Genomic DNA, 20,469 nt, shown 5'->3' on the forward strand with positions numbered 1-20,469 from the left:
GCCCTCCGTTTGAGAAAACGAGATTCAGTTATGAGCGATTTTAAAAGAAATATGGTTACGGCTGCCCTTCCTTACGCGAATGGGCCGGTGCACATTGGGCACCTTGCGGGATGTTATTTACCGGCCGATGTGTATGTGCGTTACCTCCGTTTGATAGGGGAGGATGTGTTGTTTATTTGTGGAAGCGATGAGCATGGAGTTCCCATTACTATCAAAGCAAAGGCGCTTGGTATTACACCCCAGCAAGTGGTGGATAAATACCATGGCATTATGAAGGATGCCTTTTCCGAATTTGGAATCTCATTTGATCATTATTCCCGCACCTCCGCAAAAGTGCATCATGAAACCGCAGCGGAGTTTTTTACTACACTTTACAACAAAGGAAAATTTACCGAGCAAGTTACCAAGCAATATTTTGACGAAGAACAAAATCAATTTTTGGCCGATCGCTATATTGAAGGAACCTGCCCCAAGTGCGGCAATGAGCATGCTTATGGGGATCAATGCGAACGTTGTGGGACATCTTTAAGTCCGCTGGATTTAATAAATCCTAAATCAAAATTGAGTGGAAATAAGCCCATATTAAAGGAAACAAAACATTGGTTCTTGCCTTTGAATGAGTATGCTTCCGAGTTGCGCAAATGGATTTTAGAAGAGCATGCCAACGATTGGAAGAGCAATGTGCTAGGGCAATGCAAATCGTGGATTGACAGTGGAGATGGATTGCAACCGCGAGCAATGACACGTGATTTGGATTGGGGCGTGCCGGTGCCACTGCCAGATTCAGAAGGAAAAGTATTGTATGTGTGGTTTGATGCGCCTATTGGATATGTATCAGCAACAAAGGAATATTTTGCTACCAAAAAGGGACAAGAAGAGGATTGGAAAAAATACTGGCAAAGCAGCGATTCGCGCCTGATTCATTTTATTGGAAAGGATAATATTGTGTTTCACTGCATTATTTTTCCGGCCATTTTAAAAGCACACGGAGATTATATTTTGCCGGATAATGTGCCTGCCAATGAATTTTTGAATTTAGAAGGGGATAAGCTTTCTACTTCACGAAATTGGGCGGTGTGGTTACATGAATACTTAAAAGAATTTCCAAACAAGCAGGATGAATTGCGTTTTGTTTTAACCTCTATCGCTCCGGAAACTAAAGACAGTGAGTTTACCTGGAAAGATTTTCAAGCACGGGTAAACAATGAGTTGGTGGCCATTTATGCCAATTTTGTAAACCGTGTATTGGTGCTCACTCAAAAATATTACAATGGAGTAGTGCCTCAAGCGGGCGATTTTACTGAAATGGATAAGCAAGTTATTGCATCCATAAATCAAGCAAAGGAATCTATAAAGGAAAATATTTCGAAATTTAAATTGCGTGATGCCTTAAGTGATTTGATTAATCTGGCCCGCAACGGAAATAAATATTTAGCTGACACAGAACCTTGGAAGCTTATTAAAACGGATGAAGAAAGAGTAAAAACAATTATGTATCTGGGTCTTGAAATCACTGCGTATTTAGCAGCTTTAAGTGAGCCTTTCTTACCGCATACTTCCGAAAAAATTTATTCGATGCTCGCTATGGAATCTTTGAATTGGAAGACTGATTTGCAAGGCCAACTTTTAAAACCCGGACATCCATTGGGAGAAGTAAAATTATTGTTTGAGAAGATAGAAGATGCAGCCGTAGAAGCACAAGTAGCAAAGCTTCATGCACCTGCCAGCGTTAGCAATGAGCAATTGGACGTTAGCAATCAAACAGTAAAACCTGAAACTGTAAACAGTAAACCTGAAACGAGTTTTGATGAGTTTTGTAAAATGGATATACGGGTTGGAACTATTTTAGAAGCAGAGCGTGTTCCTAAAACAGATAAGTTATTGAAGCTTTTAATAGATACCGGAATTGATAAAAGAACAGTTGTTTCGGGCATTGCTGCTAGTTTTAATCCAGAAAATATTATTGGAAAAAAAGTAAGCATCTTAGTGAATTTAGCTCCAAGAAAAATAAAGGGAATTGAATCGAGAGGAATGATTTTGATGGCTGAGAATGCTGCCGGAGAATTGGATTTTGTAGCACCATCGAAAGAGCAGATGAATAATGGTTCTTCCATAAAATAGTTTCAGGTTTTTGGTTTAAAGTTTCAGGATAATGGTTTCAGGTTTTTGGTTTAAAGTTACAAGTGAATGGTTTCAGGTTTTTGGTTTCAAGTGTTTTGCTAAAGAAAGGGAAGATTTAAAAACCAACAAATAGTCTTTGTACTTAATACTCAAATCTCAAATCTCAATACTCAAATCTCACTACTAAATAGGCGCCATAGTTCAACGGATACCTGCCTACCGTAACACAGGCCAATGCGACGGCAGGCAGGGAATAGAAGTTTCCTAAACTTTTGAAAATTTATATGTACTTTGTATACGCATTAGTGAGTAAAGTTGATAGAAGGATTTATGTTGGCATAAGTGAAGATCCATCAAGTCGATTAGTAGAGCATAATTCAGGGAAGACACAATCAACAAAGGGATTTGTTCCTTGGGAGTTATTTTTCACAAGGGCATTTGCAACAAGAATTGAAGCAAGAGAGTATGAAAAATATTATAAATCAGGATCTGGAAAAGAAAAATTGAAGAGAATACTTGGCGCCATAGTTCAACGGATAGAATAGAAGTTTCCTAAACTTTTGATGTGGGTTCGATTCCCGCTGGGGCCACTCTAAGGGAAAGGTTGTTAGAAAACAAACCTTTCCCTTTTTTATTGTCTTTAAAATCCTTGATATTGCTGCAAAGCATTGCGACAACCCAATTCACTTTTGTGGTTCGATACTTTTGATTTTCAAAAGTCAGCTTTTCGGGAAATATCGAACCAATAATACTCTGTTTTTTGGAAGTATCTCCTGAAACGTAGTATTGATGGAGGTTTACAAGTATCTCTAAGCATTGTTGAACCTTTGCTGACTGATTTTCGCTTCCTACCCTTAGATTTGCTTCTTCTCTTGTTAAAGAATCAATCTTTTCCTCAATCTCCAATTTCATGTTCTTGTAATCGGTGGCAGAAAATTCACCATCTAACATTAACTCCTTCGCATTTTGTATTCTTACTTTCTGTTTCGCAATTTCTTTTCCTACTCTTTCCAATTCAGCCTTGCCATCATTATTTTTTTTCTGCAATCTATCTTTTAAAACAGCTCCTTGTAACTTAATAGCAAGCTCATTCGATTTAAATTTAGAAAGTATGTTTTCAAATTCGTGATTAGCAATTTCAGCTACCTGCCTTTCTTTACAGCCCTTGGAACAATGGTAGTAGAAAAATTTATCTCCTTTGCGTCCGGTAGATGCTGAGCCTGTTAGCCTCTTTCCGCATTGTGGACATAAAAGAAAACCCCTCAATGGCAATTCATCTCTTTGTGTTCTAAACTTATTGGGGATATTCTTTTTTCGCCCAGCGAGGATATCCTGAACGGTATAAAATGTTTGTTCATCAATTAAGGGCTTATGTTTTCCTTGCACCCATTCTTCCTTTTCATTTTCATAGGCAGGAACAAGTACTTTTCCGATATAACCTTTATTACGAAGCATAGCCCAAAAGGAATTTCGATTTGCTTTAAAACCTTCTTTATTTAGCTTTCCACGCAACTGTTCAATGTTATATAAACCTGTAGCAAATTCGGCAAAGGCTTTCTTTACCAATTCTTCTTTTTGACCACCTTCAGGAATAATTATAGGTTTATTGTTTTCATCCCTTGCGTTCTTATAACCCTTGATACATGTACCTAGCCAACGCCCTTCTTTTTTACCTCTTCTAATGCCATGAAACACATTTAGAGCCCTGCGATCATTATCCACTTCTGGAGCAGCAAGGTAAATTGAGAGCATAATTTTACTTTCAGGGATTTTAAAATCAAGTGGCTGTTCAATAGCCCTAGGCTCAACACCAAGTTTTCTTAATTCCTTAATTTCAATAAAAGCTTCAGCAACATTGCGGGAGAACCTGTCCCATTTCAAAAAATAAATATAATCCACAAAGCCCTTATTCATTTTAATAATCTTCATAACCTTAATCCACTCGGGGCGGTTAAATGTTTTAGCGCTTTCATCATCATGATAAAATCCAACAACATCTAGGTCATTGTTTTCGCAATACCGATAGAGTTTATCTTTCTGGTCCGCTGGGCTGTAGCCATTGTTTTGCTCATCTGTCGATACCCTTGTATAGATTATTGCTCTTTTTTTCATGAGTAATTGTTTTTGAGGTTTTGTTTAGTGCTAGCTTCTCTTTGCTCCACAATCTCAATGGCATTATCAGCTGTATGGTAAAGCCAATCTCGAACAGCTGTTAACTCTTCATCGGTGATTGATATATTGTATTCTTCAATTATTTTTCTGCATTCATTTAATGAGAGCATGTTATCCAATAAACATGCTTGTCCTTTTGATTAAATCAATAAGTTAGCTTTACTATTATTTGTCCGGCACTGGCGGAACTTTTAACCCTTCTTTTTTAAGTGCATTAGCAGGGATTGTTTTCACAGTTTTGTTTTTACAGTTTTAGTAGCGTAAGTAATGGTTCCTTCCTGTGTAACCAATTCAATTTTTTCATAAGATCTCTTAGCAAGAATTTCAGATATTCTAGCTGTGTTAGGAATTTTAATCTTTCGTGTACCATCAATTCTTATAGGCTCGTTGTTCCTTAAATGAATAGTAATAGACTCAAAATCTCCCTTTCTAATATGCTTTAGAATTTCCATCTCTTTTGGACTTAATAGCACATATTTTTCTACATATTCCAATTTACTTGTATCCTCAATAAATTGAATTATTAAATTCAAGAGTGGAATTCGCAAGTGAGAATTGTTTTTTAGATAAGTAATTACTTGCTCCGAATTTTTGGCGGCATCCTCATGAACATACACTGCACCTCCCTCATTAAAAAAGACCCAATCAATATTTTCTTTTCTTGCTAGAAGAATCAATATTGTATTATCAAGGAGAGAACGCTTAACCGTTTTGTATTTTTGCCAAGAGCTAGGACTATTAAGAAATGCACTAACCGGAATATCCTTATTCGATGTTGCTTTTATCATCCCCCTTAAAAACTCAATTAGGGCTTCGTCTGTATGTAACTTTAAAGATTCGGCAATAGATTCTTTTTTTAGTAAAATCTCTTTAGCCTTTTTAATACATTCTATTGGATAGCCAAATGCTCTTAATTCAACAATGATTTTCAGCCAGATGTATTCGGTGAAATTGAGTTTGTGATTCTCATCCACCGCTCTGTTTTCTTCGCGCAGAATCCCCATTAAAGACCAATACTTGAGAACTCTTGAGCTAATACCCAAGTCTTTTAATGTAAAGGCTTTTGTGAAAATCTCCTTGTTCAAATCGTAAAGATTGTTGGAGAGTTTTATATCATTGACATTGAATTTTGATTCATTCATTTCTAACTGTATTAGAGTAATAAAATATAGGCAAATATATGACATAATTGTAATATGTTTATATTTGTTTGAAATTAATTAATAAAATTTAAAATGGACATTAAAGAATTATGCTTCAAACTACGCATGGAAGGTAAAAGTTTTAAGCAAATAGCAACCCAACTTGGCATTGGAAAAACCACAGTTTATAACCATGTTAAGGAGATGATGCTGAAAAAGGGTATGAGTTTTTCTGACCCCGTTCCGAACGGTTCCGAACTGGGTTTCACAGGGCGTTCGGAACGAAATCCGAACGCGCCAATTGAAGGCCAAAGCATGAGTGAACCCCAGCAAAAGAAGCAGGAAATAGAACAGGTGATTAAGCCCAAAGCAAGTAAAGTATTTACCGGTGATGAATTGGTAAAAAAGAAATTTCAATGCCTTGAATTTGAGGGTAAATTCCTTGAGCTTATCGGCAAGCCTGAAAAGTTCTTTTCTGCGGTAATTTGGGGATTACCCAAAGGAGGAAAAAGCAATTTAGCAATTCGTTTGGCTGATTACTTAGAAGAATATTTTGGCAGAGTCTTATACATTGCTGCGGAAGAAGGCGAGAGTGTGACCCTTCAACAAAAAATTAAAGATATTGGTGGAAGTAAAATGAAAATACTTGAAACAAGAGATAAGGATGAAATTAAGAGCTTTCTATCGAAGAGCACATTTGATTTTGTATTTATTGATAGTATTAATGTTGCCGGAATTGAGAGCGAGTTTTTAGAACTATTAAAAAATGAAAACACTAGCAAATCTTTTGTGGCCATAACACAAGCAACAAAATCGGGTAATTTTAAGGGCGACCAGTCTTTAACGCACAACTGCGATTTCATAATAAAGGTGGTGGATGGCATTGCGTATCAAGAAGGCCGATTTAGCCCAGCTTCCGAGGTCAATATTTTTGAGAAACCGCTTTATGAGAAGAATAAGAAAAAAATCGAGGAATTCAATTGGGGCTTAGATCGATTTAAAATTAAAAAGGCTCCAAAGAGTAGAATTTTGAAACCTTTTGCGGAGGCATTTCCGGAAACTGTAGAACAGGATTTTTCAAAAATTAATAGAATTATGAAAAATAAATCTGATAAAGAATTTAATTATAAAGGCCTTTTAATAGGGACAGGAATATTTGTTGCAGGCACTTTGATTTATCAGGTTTTTAAATCAAATGAATAATTCTCAGTTTCCGGAAATCCAAAGTGGAACTAACCGGAATTTTTGTTCTTGAAATTAGCAAAAGATGCGCGATTTGCCACCTTTAGGAAGAACTATCTCTACTCTGAACAAATAAAGACCCAGTAGCCAATATAGAATTAGATATTTCGCATGAATTATTTCATGTGGCTCACCATTACTACTCCAGAATTATAGAGACTTGCTAACTAATGAATTGCTGTATTGGGAAAAGAGGAAGAATAAATAGGGATGATTGCTTGCTAAAAAAAACTAAAATTAAGTGCGATTTAATATTGTAAATTAAAAATAAATGACTTAATTCGTACTACGAACTCTGAAATAATAGCGACAAAATATTTTTTCTTCTTTTTTTGTGTCGTTGTTTAACTTATTAATTCGTTTTTGAAATTTTTCTTATCAATTTAAATCTTTTTAAAAATGCCTTGTTCTGCTTTTAGTTTCAATTTTATGAATAAAAAACATTTATTGATTTTGATTCTACTTTTTTCAGGTGCATTGTATTCTCAGCCTACACTTAGTTTAGATTGGGCGGACAAAGATCCCATTGCAACTGGTACGTTTATTCAGCACGATAGCCAAAATACTATTATAACGGTGGGAAGGCAGGGAACTAACATATTTGGTTCTTATGTGAATTTATATATTGAAAAGCACGACACTATCGGGAATTCGCTATGGACTCAAATTTATAGCGATAATGTTGGCTTCTTATTTCGTCCTAAGGATATGTGGATCGATTCTTATGATAACATATATGTTATGGGCCGATCAGGATCTTTTTCTCAATCAGCGCAAGGTTTCATTATTAAATACAACAGTCAGGGAAACTTCCAATGGCTCAGATATTTTGGAGACGCACAAGGGTTAGTGGGAGAGTTTAATGCAATGACAGTTTATAATGACCAATTTATATACATAGCCGGAAAAATGGATTCCTTGAGTGGTAATGGTGTAAGAAAGAGTGTTCTAGTTAAATATGACAGTTTTGGAAATTTGCTTTGGTTCACCATGGATTCATCGACCGATTACAAGGAGGGGATATGTGCAGAAGTTGATGGTTTGGGGAATATTTATTTAGTAGGTTCAACTACCTGTTGTCCTCCCGGTTCAGATACCTTTATAGAAAAGTATGATTCATTAGGAAACAAAATTTGGGAGACAGTTATTCAAGATTCTGCTTATCAGTATGGAGTTCCAAATACAACTATAATTGATGATTCAGCGAATGTATATATTGGCGCATCTATCGAAGGACTTTCTACCACTACCGGTTTTGATTGCGGAACTTTAAAGATTGACAGTAGTGGTATTCTTAAATGGATGATACCTTTTTATAGTGACACAAACAGTAACATTCAAGATATTCCTAAAGGTATTTTGATTGATAAAAGTTTCAATACTTATACATACGGAATATCAGTAGGAAATGGCTTCAATAGGGGATTTATAGTTAAATATGATATTAATGGTAATCAGAAGTGGAAGTTACTTGGGAAGGACACAACGGGTGGATATTGGTATCTAACCTTGAAGGCTAAATATTTAAACGATTCAACGATTATTCTTGGCGCTAGTGGTGGTTATCTTTCAAATGGTGGCAATGCGGTCACACTTTCCATAGACACTAGCGGCTTTGTTAACTGGCAACTAGGAACACCTTTTTATGGAAATTTTTACGATTTTGAATATTTTAATAATTCATCATATTACACAGGTTTTGTTAGAGATCCAAACTCTATTGTTGAAGATTCGCTTTTTACGATTAAGCTCAATTACAATACGGGTTTATCAGTTCGAAAGGTAGCTTTAAACTCTTTTGTGACCTTGTTCCCGAATCCCGCATCGAATGTTTTGAATGTCATATTAGATAATAAAATTAATCAGAAAGTTAATATTAGAATGTTTAATTCATTGGGCCAGAAAGTAATTTCAGCTTCATTCTTAACACCCAATGTGAAATTCGATATATCTACTCTTTCTTCTGGCATTTACTGGATAGAAATCGATATCGGAACAGAAATATTCAGCAGAAAAATAATAAAATTATAATCATTACTAAACCATCATAAAATGAAAACAGGAATAGAGATTCTTTTGACTTTTAAGAGCGTTGAAAAGGTAAAGATCTTTTTTGCGCTCCTGCTAACTTTTATAAACTTTCTTGCTTTTTCTCAGGTACCAGGGGAGCAAAGGGGACTATATGTAAACCGTTTTATTGCTCTTGATGGATCAGATGATATTGACCCTGCAAATAGTATTTTGGATGATAATGTAAAAGAGGATGCATTACTACAATATTGCATGGAAAATCACTTTACCTATATTTCTCTATATGGATTAAGAAATATATTTTACGGTACTTCCGGTCAACAAGATGATAAAATAGAGGCTCTGGAAGAATTTATTTGCAAAGCAAAAAATGATTATTGCATCCAGCTTGTTGGAAGTTCAGGAGCTTTTGATAAACTTGATATCAATCATATTGGAAACTTACGTGTAAGCAGCCCATTTATTTTTGATTCATCTGCTTATGAAACCGATTTTTACGATCACTTAAAATATATAGAAGAGGAAATTGCTGATGATGACCCTAGATTTCAAGTAGCAGAGAATGTTAAGCTTGCATTGAGATTGCTTAACATGAACAACCCTATTTATTTTGGCGGTGGCAGTGTATGCCGAAATAGCAATATACATATCGACATATTGACCACAGAATATGAATTTTGGAATCCTAATAGTAATCTTCTTTTTACTGATGGAATTGATCCTCCTGATCATAATGATTATTTGGATTTACTTTTTGATATGGATGATATACGCAACAATAGCCCAACAATTAGTTATGTAGAAACTTATTTGGGCACATTAGAAAATCCAAATGATGTGACCCTATTGAATCCCTGTCAAATAGCCGAGCTAATTGACGACACAGAGTCTCCATCTTCTTCAAATAGAAAGGTAGACAGAATATTGGCTGATTACTACAATAGACTTTCCGATCCAGTTTATAATATGGCACGGATAACAGACAAATATATTGATCGGTTTTTAAGATTTTCTGAATCAATTGATGCAGGCCCCAATCCTGCTCCAGCAGTAAATCCCCTGCTTAAACAACCATCTTCATGTGTCGGTCCAACTGGAACAATTCCAAATACAGATTATCACCCAATTTTTGCAGCTAATAGTACAAGACTTGGAGCAGCCCCTGCTTCTAATTTTTTAGGTGATCACCTGCAGTCTGCAAGTGATGTAAATATCTTCACTGTAGAGCGAGATTTTTATGACGATTATGTAGATGATTCTTTTCACAACGTAAAAAATCTAACACTTGGCAATAGGGTTGCACCAGGTGCGTGCCAATGGTATGCTCAAAATTACATGGTTGAACCTTTAAACCACCCAATTACATTTTTAGCTTTTACTGATGCTTGCCCGGCAAGTGGTTACACAGATTTAAGCTTGGTTTATCAAGGGCCAATTGAAGCTGGTATTGGTTATAACTATATTGTTTCGAGCAACTTGGGAGTTTTGCAAACTGTGGCAGGTACAACACCTTCTAGTGGGTCAACTCCATTTTATGCAGGGAATCCACTAGGGGTTCGAACAGGATTACAACCAGTTCATTATACTCTTGGAGCAGGAACTTATCATGTTTCTTTAACATTAACTTATTCGACAGGTTGCTTTTATGTTTATGAACAAGAAATAATTATAAGCGATAATTTTAATATTCAAGCATTGAGTTCAAACCCATTGGTGCCGGCAACCGTTTGTAGTGGCACGCCTATTTTTCTGCAAGCCAATTGGAATATTACAGGAGCAACATATCAATGGTTTTTAAACGGTGCTGCCATTGCTGATGCAACAAATTATAATTATACCGCTGTACAAAGCGGGGTTTACCATTGTACTATTTCAAGTACAAGTTGCTCAGGTACAAGCAACGCTATTACTGTTTCTGTATTTGATAATCCTTTCAGAAGTATTGTGGCAACTTGCGGTCAAAATTCTCCTCCCATTGGGTCTCACTTTGTGAATTTAAGTATTGTCCCTGCAAATACAGGCAATGAAACATATTCCTGGAATACAACCGGAGCAAACATTCCCACAATTACCAATGCCACTGAGCAACTTTATACTGTAACAATCTTAACCGCCAATGGTTGTACTCAAACTATTTCAAAAAATGTATCTTCCGCAATGCTTGCCAATATATATGGTGGTGCGACCCCAACAATTACGGCTGATCCATCAGGACCTGTCTGTCCGGGTACAATTGTCAATCTGAATCCTGATAATCAAGGTGCAGCCCCTTCATTCTTTTGGAGCACAGGAGAAACTACCGTTGAAATAAATGTTATTGCAGAAGGTCAGTATTCGATTTTTACCACAGATGCAAACGGTTGTAATTTGGAAACTTCTTACACTTTGACATATCTTAACTCGGATGCTTTTAACATTACAAGTTCAGATCCACTTGCTAATTGCAATCCAGGTTCTACTGTACATTTGGAAGCACCACAAACTGGTTTTCAAAATTACCAGTGGTTTGCCAACGGTACAGCGGTAAGTGGAGTTACTTCGTATAATTATTCACCAAGTCCTACAACAACAACGGTTTATTCTGTTACTGCAACAGGAACGAGTACAGCTAGTGGTTGTGATTATTCAGCTACAGCTACAGTTATTGTTGCAACAGAGTGCTTAACTATAAAGCAAGCCGCAGTGCCGACTGTAACCTATGCAGGTTACCCAGTTAAATTTACAGTTGAGGTTTGTAATAATTCCGCCTTTTCTCATACTGTCGTAATAACTGATGGTATACCTCCATCATCCAGTTTTCATGTGATTAATAATCCATTATCCACTCCACTTACAGTTACTTTACCACCAGGCCCCTATTGTGAGACGTTTGTAATAGAAGGTTATTTTACATTAGTAAATAATTTTTGTCCTTCTACACCTCCTGCAAGTCATACGAATTATGTTTCAATGCAAGAAGGGGCAAATACCCCAATTGATGCAGGAGAAGAATGCGTGCGTGTTTTAGCTACTTGCCCCTTAATAACCTACGCTAATGGAGATTGCGCTGAAGAGAGCATTGTTGATGTTTGCCTTGGTGTGCATAAATCAATAAATGACGTTCAATCCATTGATCTTTCTCTCGTATATCCTGCTTTTTTAGAACCACCAACAACGGGTGCATTAACAGCAGCTAACTTTTCATGGAGTGCAGGTACTATTGCTTCAGGATCTTATATCTACCCACCAATGGCTAGTCCTTCAGTTGGGGGTGTAAGTTATATGGAAGTTCCAATTAGAGTTGTGTTTTCTCCTGTGGTGAATACCACTTATCCAACAGGCCCCAATGAATTTTTTTGTTTGAAATTTAAAAATAATGGAGCACCCGGAGGAATGAACCAGTTTCAACTTTTTGACAAAGATTATAACACAGTTATTACTACAACTACGCCTCCAGCAGGCGATGTGTTTAATTTTTACACACAGGCTTCGTCAGTTTACCTCCATAATTGCACTGATATTCCCAATACATTTGATGCATCGTTTAGGATAACGAGAACAGGTTGTTCAAAACCCGGTGAAATTACTGTTACCGCTGATGAAGACTCAGCCAATGTTATTCATAGCTGGGATTTTGGCGATGTGAGAAGAACTCCGGAAAGGGGTGCACCAGCAACTTTTACTTGGGATTATTTTGCCGACTATACGGATAATACTAGCGCCACACAAAGCCGAGCGAACGGCAATTATACTTTTACGATTACGCACACAATAACCAGAGGAAATACTTCTTATGTAGATACACAAATAGTTGCAATTACAGGTAAATTGGATGGTAGTGTAACTCCAACAGATAATGTTTGTTTGAGTCCAAACTTTGGAACTGCAACAGTTAGCCCAATTTATGGTACTGCTCCTTATACTTATTCGTGGAGCACAGGTGCAAATACAGCAACTGTTAATGGTCTTACAGCAGGCAATCATACTGTTACAATAACTGATGACAGCCTTTGTACTAAAGTGATTAACATAACAGTAGCAACACCTGATTCAAGTTCGGGGCCAAGCTGTGTTACTGTTACACCAGTAAATACAAGCTGTATCACAGCAACTAAACTCACTTGGACAGCGGCAAGCAGTTGTTTGAAAGGATATGACCTTACTATATGGAGCGGGAGCGGTACACCTAACTATCTTGTTTATCATGAGGATGTTGGTACTGATACTTCCTATTCACTGTCTCCGCTTAATCCATCAACAACTTATTATTATAAAGTAGTTCCTTTTGATTTAAGGGATTCATTGACACATGGATGCTCCACAGGTTCATTTACATCGGGGGCTTCACAGGCAGTTTCACCAACCCTTAGTACCACAATTACACTTGGTGCAGAAAGTGCGACCGCTCCTACCATTCCTTGCGGTATGCTTATTGAAAATTATGACGGACTAGGCTCAAGCAGTTGGTATACAAGTACTACAGCACCGCGAACTGGAAGCAATCACATGCGTATTGATAAAAATCCGGATAATACAACAGCCCTTGAAGATTGGTTCTTTTCACCACCCATTAACGTTACCGCCGGTCATGTTTACCGTGTGAGTTGGTACGATAGAATTGCAAGTGGCAGTGCAGCCGAAACTTTTAAAGTCTATTTTGGATCAAGCCCTGATGCTTCAACGCTGATTGGTAGTCATCTCCTCTTTAATGGATCGAGCAGCAGTACAAGCTATCATAAAGATTCTGCCAATGATTATTTGGCAACTGCTACTGGTCAAATATATTTCGGATTTCAGGCAACCAGTGCTGCCAATCAAGGAAGCCTTTATCTTGATGACATTCAAATAAAAGAAATACAAGTGACAAGGGTTGATACTACCTATTGCAATACCACTTTGAGCTCAACTAATTTAATTTATGCATACAGTGTTTCAGGTGTCAGTAATTATAAATATAAGTTTGTCGGTACAGGTGGGCAGTCGGGTTATAATTTTGAACATGGAACTTCTAACTCAAACACCAGTTTTTACCCAATAACACAGGCTCCCGGGGTTATTTATGGATATATTTACAATGTTTCTGTTTCGTATAAAAAGAATAATATCTGGAGTCCTTATGGTGCTTCTTGTCCTGTAACACTATCTGCTTTTCCGCAAAACAAATTGGTTGATAATCCCTCAACACCTGGATTGTGCGATTATATTGTAACAGACCAGCATGAGTTAATTAATGTTTCTCCCATTACAGGAGCTTCCAAGTATCAGTATAAAATTGTGGAGAACGACACCACTAATTCTTATGTGTATGATACAACTAGCACTACCTTTAATTCTGTTGATGAGTTACGTCTTGATATGGCTGCAATAACTCCTAAGGTAAGGTATGGATATTATTACAACGTAAAAGTACGCGCGCTTGTTGGAAGTACTAATTCAACATATGGCAGCAGACCGGGTGAATGGGGAACATTTGGCCCAACTTGCGTGGTGAATGTTTCAGGTCTTCCAACTACTTCTTTAACATCAACTTATTGCAATACAAATCAGACAACGTTAAACGATATATTTTATGTGACGCCAATTAGTTCGGCATCGCAATATCGCTATCACATTACGGCAAGCGGATATGACAATACAATAGAAACCTCCAATTCAAACAGCTTTTTCAGATTTACTTCTATTAATCCAGCAGTTTCTCCCGGAGGTGTAAAATATGGCACAACCTATTCAATTGAAGCTGCTGCTGCTGTTGGAGGTGCGTGGCTGCCTTATGGAAGCACTTGCACCCTTACCACACCAACCGCACCCCTAACTAAATTGCAGACTTCACAATGCAATACTTCAATCAGCTCAGGATCAACTTTTTTATATTGGGATGCAATTTATGGTGCTTCAAATTATCAGTATAAAGTTTCAGGAACTTTCAGTAACGGCTATCGCACACGCGAGATATACAGGAATAGCTCTAACAACTTCTTCATACTTTCATGGGCAAATCAAACAGGCAGTACAATTTTGGCTAACCAAACTTACTATGTGCAGGTTAAATATTATGCAGGACAATGGGAAGCTTATGGCGATTCATGTAGCATCACAACCAATTCCAACTACTCAAGGTATATTGATTCACTTGAAGCTGAAAGCCCAAACCTTTCGATGTTATCTATGAATGTTTACCCGAATCCTAATCCATACCATAGTGAATTTTCAGTTGAACTTAACGGAATAAAAGAAAAAAATCAAAAGGTAGATTTGTTCATTTTTAATTCAGAAGGAGCCAGTGTATATCGTGCAGCTATTGTATCGAAAGAAGAAAACAGGATTGTCATCAAACCTCAAGTTGATTTAGCCCCCGGGGTTTATATTGTTTTAAGCGATGTAAATGGTGTGCGGCTTCAGAAGAAGTTTGTGGTGGAGTGATTTTAACCTCTTTTAATAATTTACTCATTCTTGAATAATAGAAGAAGATTTTATACCTAATAGGATATTAATATCACGTTGGATTGGCATTTGTTCGATTGACTCTACATTCGCCCTCCGAAGTTCTTGTTTAGAGCAAAGGAGGGCTTTTTATAATTCAAATAACGGGTTCAAGATTATAAATGGATGGTTAAAGATTATACTGAATACTGATTACACATTTCATGCACGATCCATTTATGGGAATCATTTTGATGAGTGATGAAATTTAATCCTTCGCAAATTAATTTAAGAACGAAACTGAATTAGGAAATGGAATACCTTGAAGCAAAACACATGTTTAACTTAAGAGTTATTCTAATTTAACAAATTACTTCTGTATCTCAATCTTCTGATTAAGCCAATCCTTGCCATTTTTGAGGCTAAAAAAGTAAAGCGCATTTGCAGCAACAATTTCAACTTCAGTTTTGCTGTCGGTAATTTCAAGTTCTTTTATTTTCTTTCCTAATTCATCATAAATTCTAGCTGTTGCTGGAAGTGGAATTTTATCGCCCACAAGTATTAAAAATTTTCCTTTGCTTGGATTGGGATAAATCAAGAAACTATTTCCGAGACTATTCGCGGAGGCATAGCTGCAATCCGATGTATCTCTGCAACCATTGTTGTTTACTGCTAATGCATAATCACCATTGGCAGTAACCAAATATGTTGAGGCGGTTTCACCAGTGATTGCTGCAAAGCCATTGTTGCAGGTGAGCCATTGATATTCTTCATTCAGAGCGTTGGCTGTTAAACTGTTTTCAATTTGTGTAAACGTTGCATCAGCAGTATTTATGGTAAGATTCAACCTTATCAAACTATCGCAACCCATCGAATTTGTAAGCGTGTATTCAGCTGTTGAATTACTTGCAGTATATGTAGTGCCATCAATCCAGGTATAACTGTTACATGAAGTAACTGAATCGATACCTGAGCTACTTTTATTAATAGTAAGAATAAGCGTCACCAAACTATCGCATCCGGCTGCTGTACTATATAAATAGGTTGCATTGCTGCTGCTGCTGGTATAAGTGTTTCCGTCTATCCAGGTATAACTGTCACATGCATTTACAATTGAAGATCCGGTTGTACTTTTATAAATAGTTAATACAAGTGTTACCACACTGTCGCAACCCGCAGAGTTGGTGAGGGTTTGAGTTGCTGTTGTATTGCCGTCATATATAACCCCGTTAATCCAAGTATAGCTATCACAAGCAATTACATTTTGTGTGGATGAATTATTATTAATGGTGAGGTGAAGTGTAACAGTGCTGTCGCATCCTGCTGAATTGGTATACGTATAAGTTGCACTTGAATTACTTGTCGTATAAGTTATCCCATCAATCCAGGTATAGCTGCTGCACGCATTTACGGTTTGAATAGATGAATTGCTATTAATGGTTAATGCTAAACTAATAATACTGTCGCATCCAACTGCATTAGGAAGGTTGAAGGTGGCTGTATTGTTGCTTGCCGAATACGTATTTCCATCCAACCAAACAATACTATCGCATGCTGTGATTGCATCAATAGCATTTGTGTTATAGTGAATTGTTAAATTCAAATGGATAATGCTATCGCAGCCCGAAGAGGTGGTTAAAGTAGTTATAGCACTAAAATTGCTGCTGGTATAGGTTAAGCCATTTATCCAAGTATATTGCTCACATGCTGTAATAATATCATTGATTGAACTGCTTTGATTTATCGTTAGATTTAGAGTTATCACACTATCACAGCCTGCAGCATTTGTAAGGGTATAGTTTGCCACATTGCTGGATGTATAAATATTTCCATCCAACCAAGTATAAGTATCACAGGCAGTAACAGTTTGTGTGGATGCAGAACTGTTGATGCTAAGATTTAAAGTTACCAAACTATCACAGCCTCCTGCGGTGCTGAGCAGATAAGTTGCTGTATTGTTGCTATTGGTGTAAGTTACTCCATTAATCCAAGTAAAGCTGTTGCATGCGTTAACTGTTTGTGTAGAAGAAAATGTATTAATAGTTAGGTGTAAAGTAACTACACTGTCGCACCCGGCAGCATTGGTGAGTGTAAAGGTAGTGCTAGTATTATTTGCGGTATAAGTAATTCCATCAATCCATGTATAACTGCTGCATGCACTAACAGTTTGAATTGAGGAATTATTGTTGATGCTCAAATTTAAAGTAACCACACTATCACAGCCGGCAGCATTCGTAAGCGTGTGGGTTGCAGAATTGTTACTGCTGGTATAAGTGATTCCATCAATCCATGTAAAACTACTGCAGGCAGCAACAGTTTGCACCGAAGCATTATTCCCAATTGTTAGATTTAAACTTACCACGCTATCGCATCCGGCAGCATTGATAAGGGTGTAAGATGCACTGTTTGTGCTACTTGTATAGGTAATACCATTTATCCAATTAAAACTATTGCAGGCAAAAACAGTTTGAGTGGAAGAGTTATTCGCTATTGTAAGCTGCAAGGCAATAATACTATCACAGCCGGCGGCATTGGGCAATGTAAATGTTGCGGTAGTATTACTTGAAGGGTAGGTGATTCCATCAATCCAGGTATAGCTGTTGCAGCTTGTAATAACATCTGTTCCAACACTATTACTCGAAACAGTTAAATTTAATCGAATTGTGCTATCGCAACTAGCGGAATTTGTTAGGGTATAGATGGCAGTATTATTGTTCGAAGTATATGTATTGCCATCTATCCAAGTAAAATAGTTACAGGCACTAACGCTTTGTATGCTTGCATTGGCACATTGACTGTATTTGGCCATAAACATGCTTCCATATAAATCCGTGGTTAGATTTGCAGTAGAAGGAAAGTTGAAATTTGTTGTTCCTTCAAAGTTACCTGAAACAACTACACTCCCGAAAGGATCCACATTAATACAACTTCCAATATCTTCGTCTGTTCCACTTATTTTATGAGCCCACACAAAATCTCCATTGCTATTTAATTTGCACAAAAAGGCATCAGCTTGGCCGGCATTTGAAAGAATATAAGTTCCAACACCAGGATCGAAGTCTGCCGTAGTCCTAAAATGACCAATTGTGTAAACATTTCCGCCAACATCCAATGCTATTGCAGATGCACCATCGGGAGCAGTTCCTCCAAATTGCCTAGCCCAAATAAAATTTCCACTGGAATCTAATTTACAAACAAAAGCATCTTCATTGCCGGCTGAAGTTAAATTATATATACCTGCATTTGGATCAAAGTCTACTGTTAAGAAAAATATGCCGGTTATAAATATGTTACCCAATCTATCCGTTTTTATATCTGTACCAATATCTGTATTGGAAGCACCGATTCTTTTTGCCCAGATAAAGTTACCTGTAGAAGTCAATTTTAAAATAAAAATATCTTGCCAATTTCCAGTAGCAGTTAAATTGTACACTGGAGCTCCCGGATCGAAATCAGCAGTTCCGAAAAAATGACCTGTCAAATAAATATTTCCCACATAATCCACTTCAATTGACCTGCTATATTCATTACTATTTGAACCTATTTTTTTAGCCCACAAAAAATTTCCGGAGGCATCAAAACTTGAAATAAAAATATCAGAAGTAATAATGCCTGCGCCAATTAGGTTATTTATTGCAGCGCCTGGATTAAAATCAACTGTGTCTTTGAATATGCCAGTTATAATTATATCGCCATTCGTGCCCAAAGTAAGTCCAGAGCCAAAATCATCATAAGCTCCCCCCATACCTTTAGCCCAAATGAAGTTTCCATTTTGATCCAATTTGGAAATAAAAATATCCCGGTCTCCAACTGAAGTTAAATTAAATGTAACAGGCCCAAAGTCGAAATCAATAGTACCTATAAATCCACCTGTTAAGTATATATTACCGTTATTATCTAAAGCTATTCCGGTTCCGAGGTCATAACCGGAGCCTCCCAATGATTTTGCCCAAATCAAATTTCCACTCGGATCTAACTTCATTACATAAAAATCAATACTCCCTGCTGAAATTAAGGAAAAAACACCCGGACCAGGATCCATATCAGTGGTATCCGAAAACCCACCGGTTACATAAATATTTCCTACTGCATCAGTAGCAACCGCAGCAGGGGAAACTCTAGATTTATACTCTTTGGCCCATTGGTAGGTGGGGTCAAGTGCAAATGAGGAATGCGCTTTAAAAAATAAAATAAAAAGCAGTAAATAGGTGTTTTTCAATTAAAATGGGGTTTTTGTGATTTACAAAATCACAGTGTTGTGTAAAATTAAGAATAAAAATTTGGAGAGAAATGATATCTTTTAGTGGTGGAAATCGATTAGGTTCATTATAAAACTGGGCTTGGGACTTTTATTTCATATAAGGATAAAAACATATTGAAATATTGTAACCACTATTTTAAGTATACAAAGAAGCTTGAATCGAATTGGAAGAGGCTAGTTTATGTATTATATTCTAATGGTAGGCAACAAAATTTACTAGTCCAAGTGTAACAAGGTAGATTGATTCTGCCTCATGTCGGGTAAAATCGCGTTTCATTCCTGTGTGATGACTTTTGGAGGATAATTGATAAGTAGAATTTTCTAGCTTAGTAATTAATTCAAGAATACCCTCATTGGTCTCCTTGAACCACTTTGAGTTAGATCTTGAAACAATATTTTTTGCAATATTTTTAAGTTCTTCATGTATCTTATCATGAGTCTTTCTGCAAGCTCCAATACAGTCATTGTAGTTATGATTCTTAAAATACTCATCTGCCTTTTCGAACTCTAAAAAAATTCCTGAATATATTTCTTTTAGATGTTGATGGTGTAAAGGGACTTCAATCAGTTTGAAATTATTATAATTCAATTTCGGTAAAACGCTCTTCACCCATTGCGATTGAGGAATTTCAAAATCTATATATGATTCAAAAATAGAACAAAATGGCGCGTCATAATCAACCTTAATTAACTGAACGGGAGAGGTTTTTATGGGTGAATTTTTTCTGTTTGTTACTAGGCCAGTAAATCTTAACCTAAAAACTAAATCACCTTTTCGGTTTTTCTCAATAAAACTTATTTCTTTCTCACTAAGGGGTAACATAATAGTTTTTGATTCTTTGTGTTCTTTTTTGGGTTGCTTCTCATCAACAGAAAAACCAGTAAATTCAACTGTTTCAGATACTGCCGTATTATTCAAGCTTAAAGAGAACTTTATAGAACTTACATCAAATGCAGTTAGGCTAATTTGCCTAAAAATGAAATTTACAGGTACTATTAGAAAACTTGAAAGCTCATCCGAGAAGCCTTCTATATGTTTAGGAATGATATTTATTTCTTGGCTGACTTCTTCAATAATAAAATTTGCTTTGTTCATTGTTT

The 20,469-nt window shown here is 36.7% G+C and carries 10 protein-coding genes, 1 tRNA gene and 1 pseudogene; 6 read left to right on the forward strand and 6 right to left on the reverse strand.

Annotation, left to right across the window (positions count from 1 at the left end):
* Positions 1 to 30: 30 nt before the first annotated feature.
* The 3 genes from metG to IPP32_05095 all read left to right on the forward strand — a co-directional run bounded on the left by metG (position 31) and on the right by IPP32_05095 (position 2,711).
* Positions 31 to 2,121, forward strand: a complete 2,091-nt coding sequence (metG, locus tag IPP32_05085) for a methionine--tRNA ligase (GenBank protein MBL0047459.1) — start codon at positions 31 to 33, stop codon at positions 2,119 to 2,121.
* A gap of 284 nt (positions 2,122 to 2,405) precedes the next feature.
* A complete protein-coding gene (locus tag IPP32_05090) occupies positions 2,406 to 2,666 on the forward strand; it encodes a GIY-YIG nuclease family protein (protein MBL0047460.1) in 261 nt (86 codons plus the stop codon).
* Positions 2,640 to 2,711 (forward strand) — tRNA-Arg (locus IPP32_05095). The genes IPP32_05090 and IPP32_05095 overlap by 27 nt, the downstream gene beginning before the upstream one ends.
* Here IPP32_05095 and IPP32_05100 read toward each other — a convergent pair.
* The 4 genes and pseudogenes from IPP32_05100 to IPP32_05115 form a co-directional block, all read right to left on the reverse strand.
* On the reverse strand, positions 2,674 to 3,555 hold the full coding sequence (locus IPP32_05100; protein MBL0047461.1) for a recombinase zinc beta ribbon domain-containing protein: 882 nt from the start codon (positions 3,553 to 3,555) through the stop codon (positions 2,674 to 2,676). The two genes, IPP32_05095 and IPP32_05100, sit on opposite strands and share 38 nt — an antisense overlap.
* 219 nt (positions 3,556 to 3,774) lie before the next feature.
* Positions 3,775 to 4,233, reverse strand: a pseudogene (locus IPP32_05105) (recombinase family protein).
* Positions 4,230 to 4,403, reverse strand: a complete 174-nt coding sequence (locus IPP32_05110) for a hypothetical protein (GenBank protein ID MBL0047462.1) — start codon at positions 4,401 to 4,403, stop codon at positions 4,230 to 4,232. The pseudogene IPP32_05105 and the gene IPP32_05110 overlap by 4 nt, the downstream one beginning before the upstream one ends.
* 120 nt (positions 4,404 to 4,523) lie before the next feature.
* Entirely contained in the window at positions 4,524 to 5,435 is a 912-nt protein-coding gene (locus IPP32_05115) for a hypothetical protein (GenBank protein ID MBL0047463.1), read from the reverse strand.
* Between the two features lie 93 nt (positions 5,436 to 5,528).
* Between IPP32_05115 and IPP32_05120 the strand changes: the two genes are divergently transcribed.
* The 3 genes from IPP32_05120 to IPP32_05130 all read left to right on the forward strand — a co-directional run bounded on the left by IPP32_05120 (position 5,529) and on the right by IPP32_05130 (position 15,107).
* Positions 5,529 to 6,638, forward strand: a complete 1,110-nt coding sequence (locus IPP32_05120) for a hypothetical protein (GenBank protein ID MBL0047464.1) — start codon at positions 5,529 to 5,531, stop codon at positions 6,636 to 6,638.
* Between the two features lie 468 nt (positions 6,639 to 7,106).
* Entirely contained in the window at positions 7,107 to 8,708 is a 1,602-nt protein-coding gene (locus IPP32_05125; protein ID MBL0047465.1) for a T9SS type A sorting domain-containing protein, read from the forward strand.
* Between the two features lie 21 nt (positions 8,709 to 8,729).
* A complete protein-coding gene (locus tag IPP32_05130) occupies positions 8,730 to 15,107 on the forward strand; it encodes a hypothetical protein (GenBank protein ID MBL0047466.1) in 6,378 nt (2,125 codons plus the stop codon).
* A gap of 370 nt (positions 15,108 to 15,477) precedes the next feature.
* Here IPP32_05130 and IPP32_05135 read toward each other — a convergent pair whose 3' ends face one another.
* Positions 15,478 to 19,326, reverse strand: coding sequence for an SBBP repeat-containing protein (locus IPP32_05135; protein ID MBL0047467.1), 3,849 nt, complete (start codon positions 19,324 to 19,326; stop codon positions 15,478 to 15,480).
* Between the two features lie 235 nt (positions 19,327 to 19,561).
* The gene (locus IPP32_05140) at positions 19,562 to 20,464 is read right to left on the reverse strand and encodes a hypothetical protein (GenBank protein MBL0047468.1); all 903 of its coding nucleotides are present in this window, start codon (positions 20,462 to 20,464) and stop codon (positions 19,562 to 19,564) included.
* Between the last annotated feature and the right edge of the window lie 5 nt (positions 20,465 to 20,469).

Source organism: Bacteroidota bacterium (assembly GCA_016721765.1).
Taxonomy (GTDB): Bacteria; Bacteroidota; Bacteroidia; order UBA4408; family UBA4408; genus UBA4408.

Bases quoted from the DNA above. Each gene is read 5' to 3' on its own strand.
- IPP32_05110 (MBL0047462.1), bottom strand. From the start codon at position 4,403: ATGCTCTCATTAAATGAATGCAGAAAAATAATTGAAGAATACAATATA.
- IPP32_05140 (MBL0047468.1), bottom strand. From the start codon at position 20,464: ATGAACAAAGCAAATTTTATTATTGAAGAAGTCAGCCAAGAAATAAAT.
- IPP32_05090 (MBL0047460.1), top strand. From the start codon at position 2,406: ATGTACTTTGTATACGCATTAGTGAGTAAAGTTGATAGAAGGATTTAT.
- IPP32_05125 (MBL0047465.1), top strand. From the start codon at position 7,107: ATGAATAAAAAACATTTATTGATTTTGATTCTACTTTTTTCAGGTGCA.
- metG (MBL0047459.1), top strand. From the start codon at position 31: ATGAGCGATTTTAAAAGAAATATGGTTACGGCTGCCCTTCCTTACGCG.
- IPP32_05130 (MBL0047466.1), top strand. From the start codon at position 8,730: ATGAAAACAGGAATAGAGATTCTTTTGACTTTTAAGAGCGTTGAAAAG.
- IPP32_05120 (MBL0047464.1), top strand. From the start codon at position 5,529: ATGGACATTAAAGAATTATGCTTCAAACTACGCATGGAAGGTAAAAGT.
- IPP32_05115 (MBL0047463.1), bottom strand. From the start codon at position 5,435: ATGAATGAATCAAAATTCAATGTCAATGATATAAAACTCTCCAACAAT.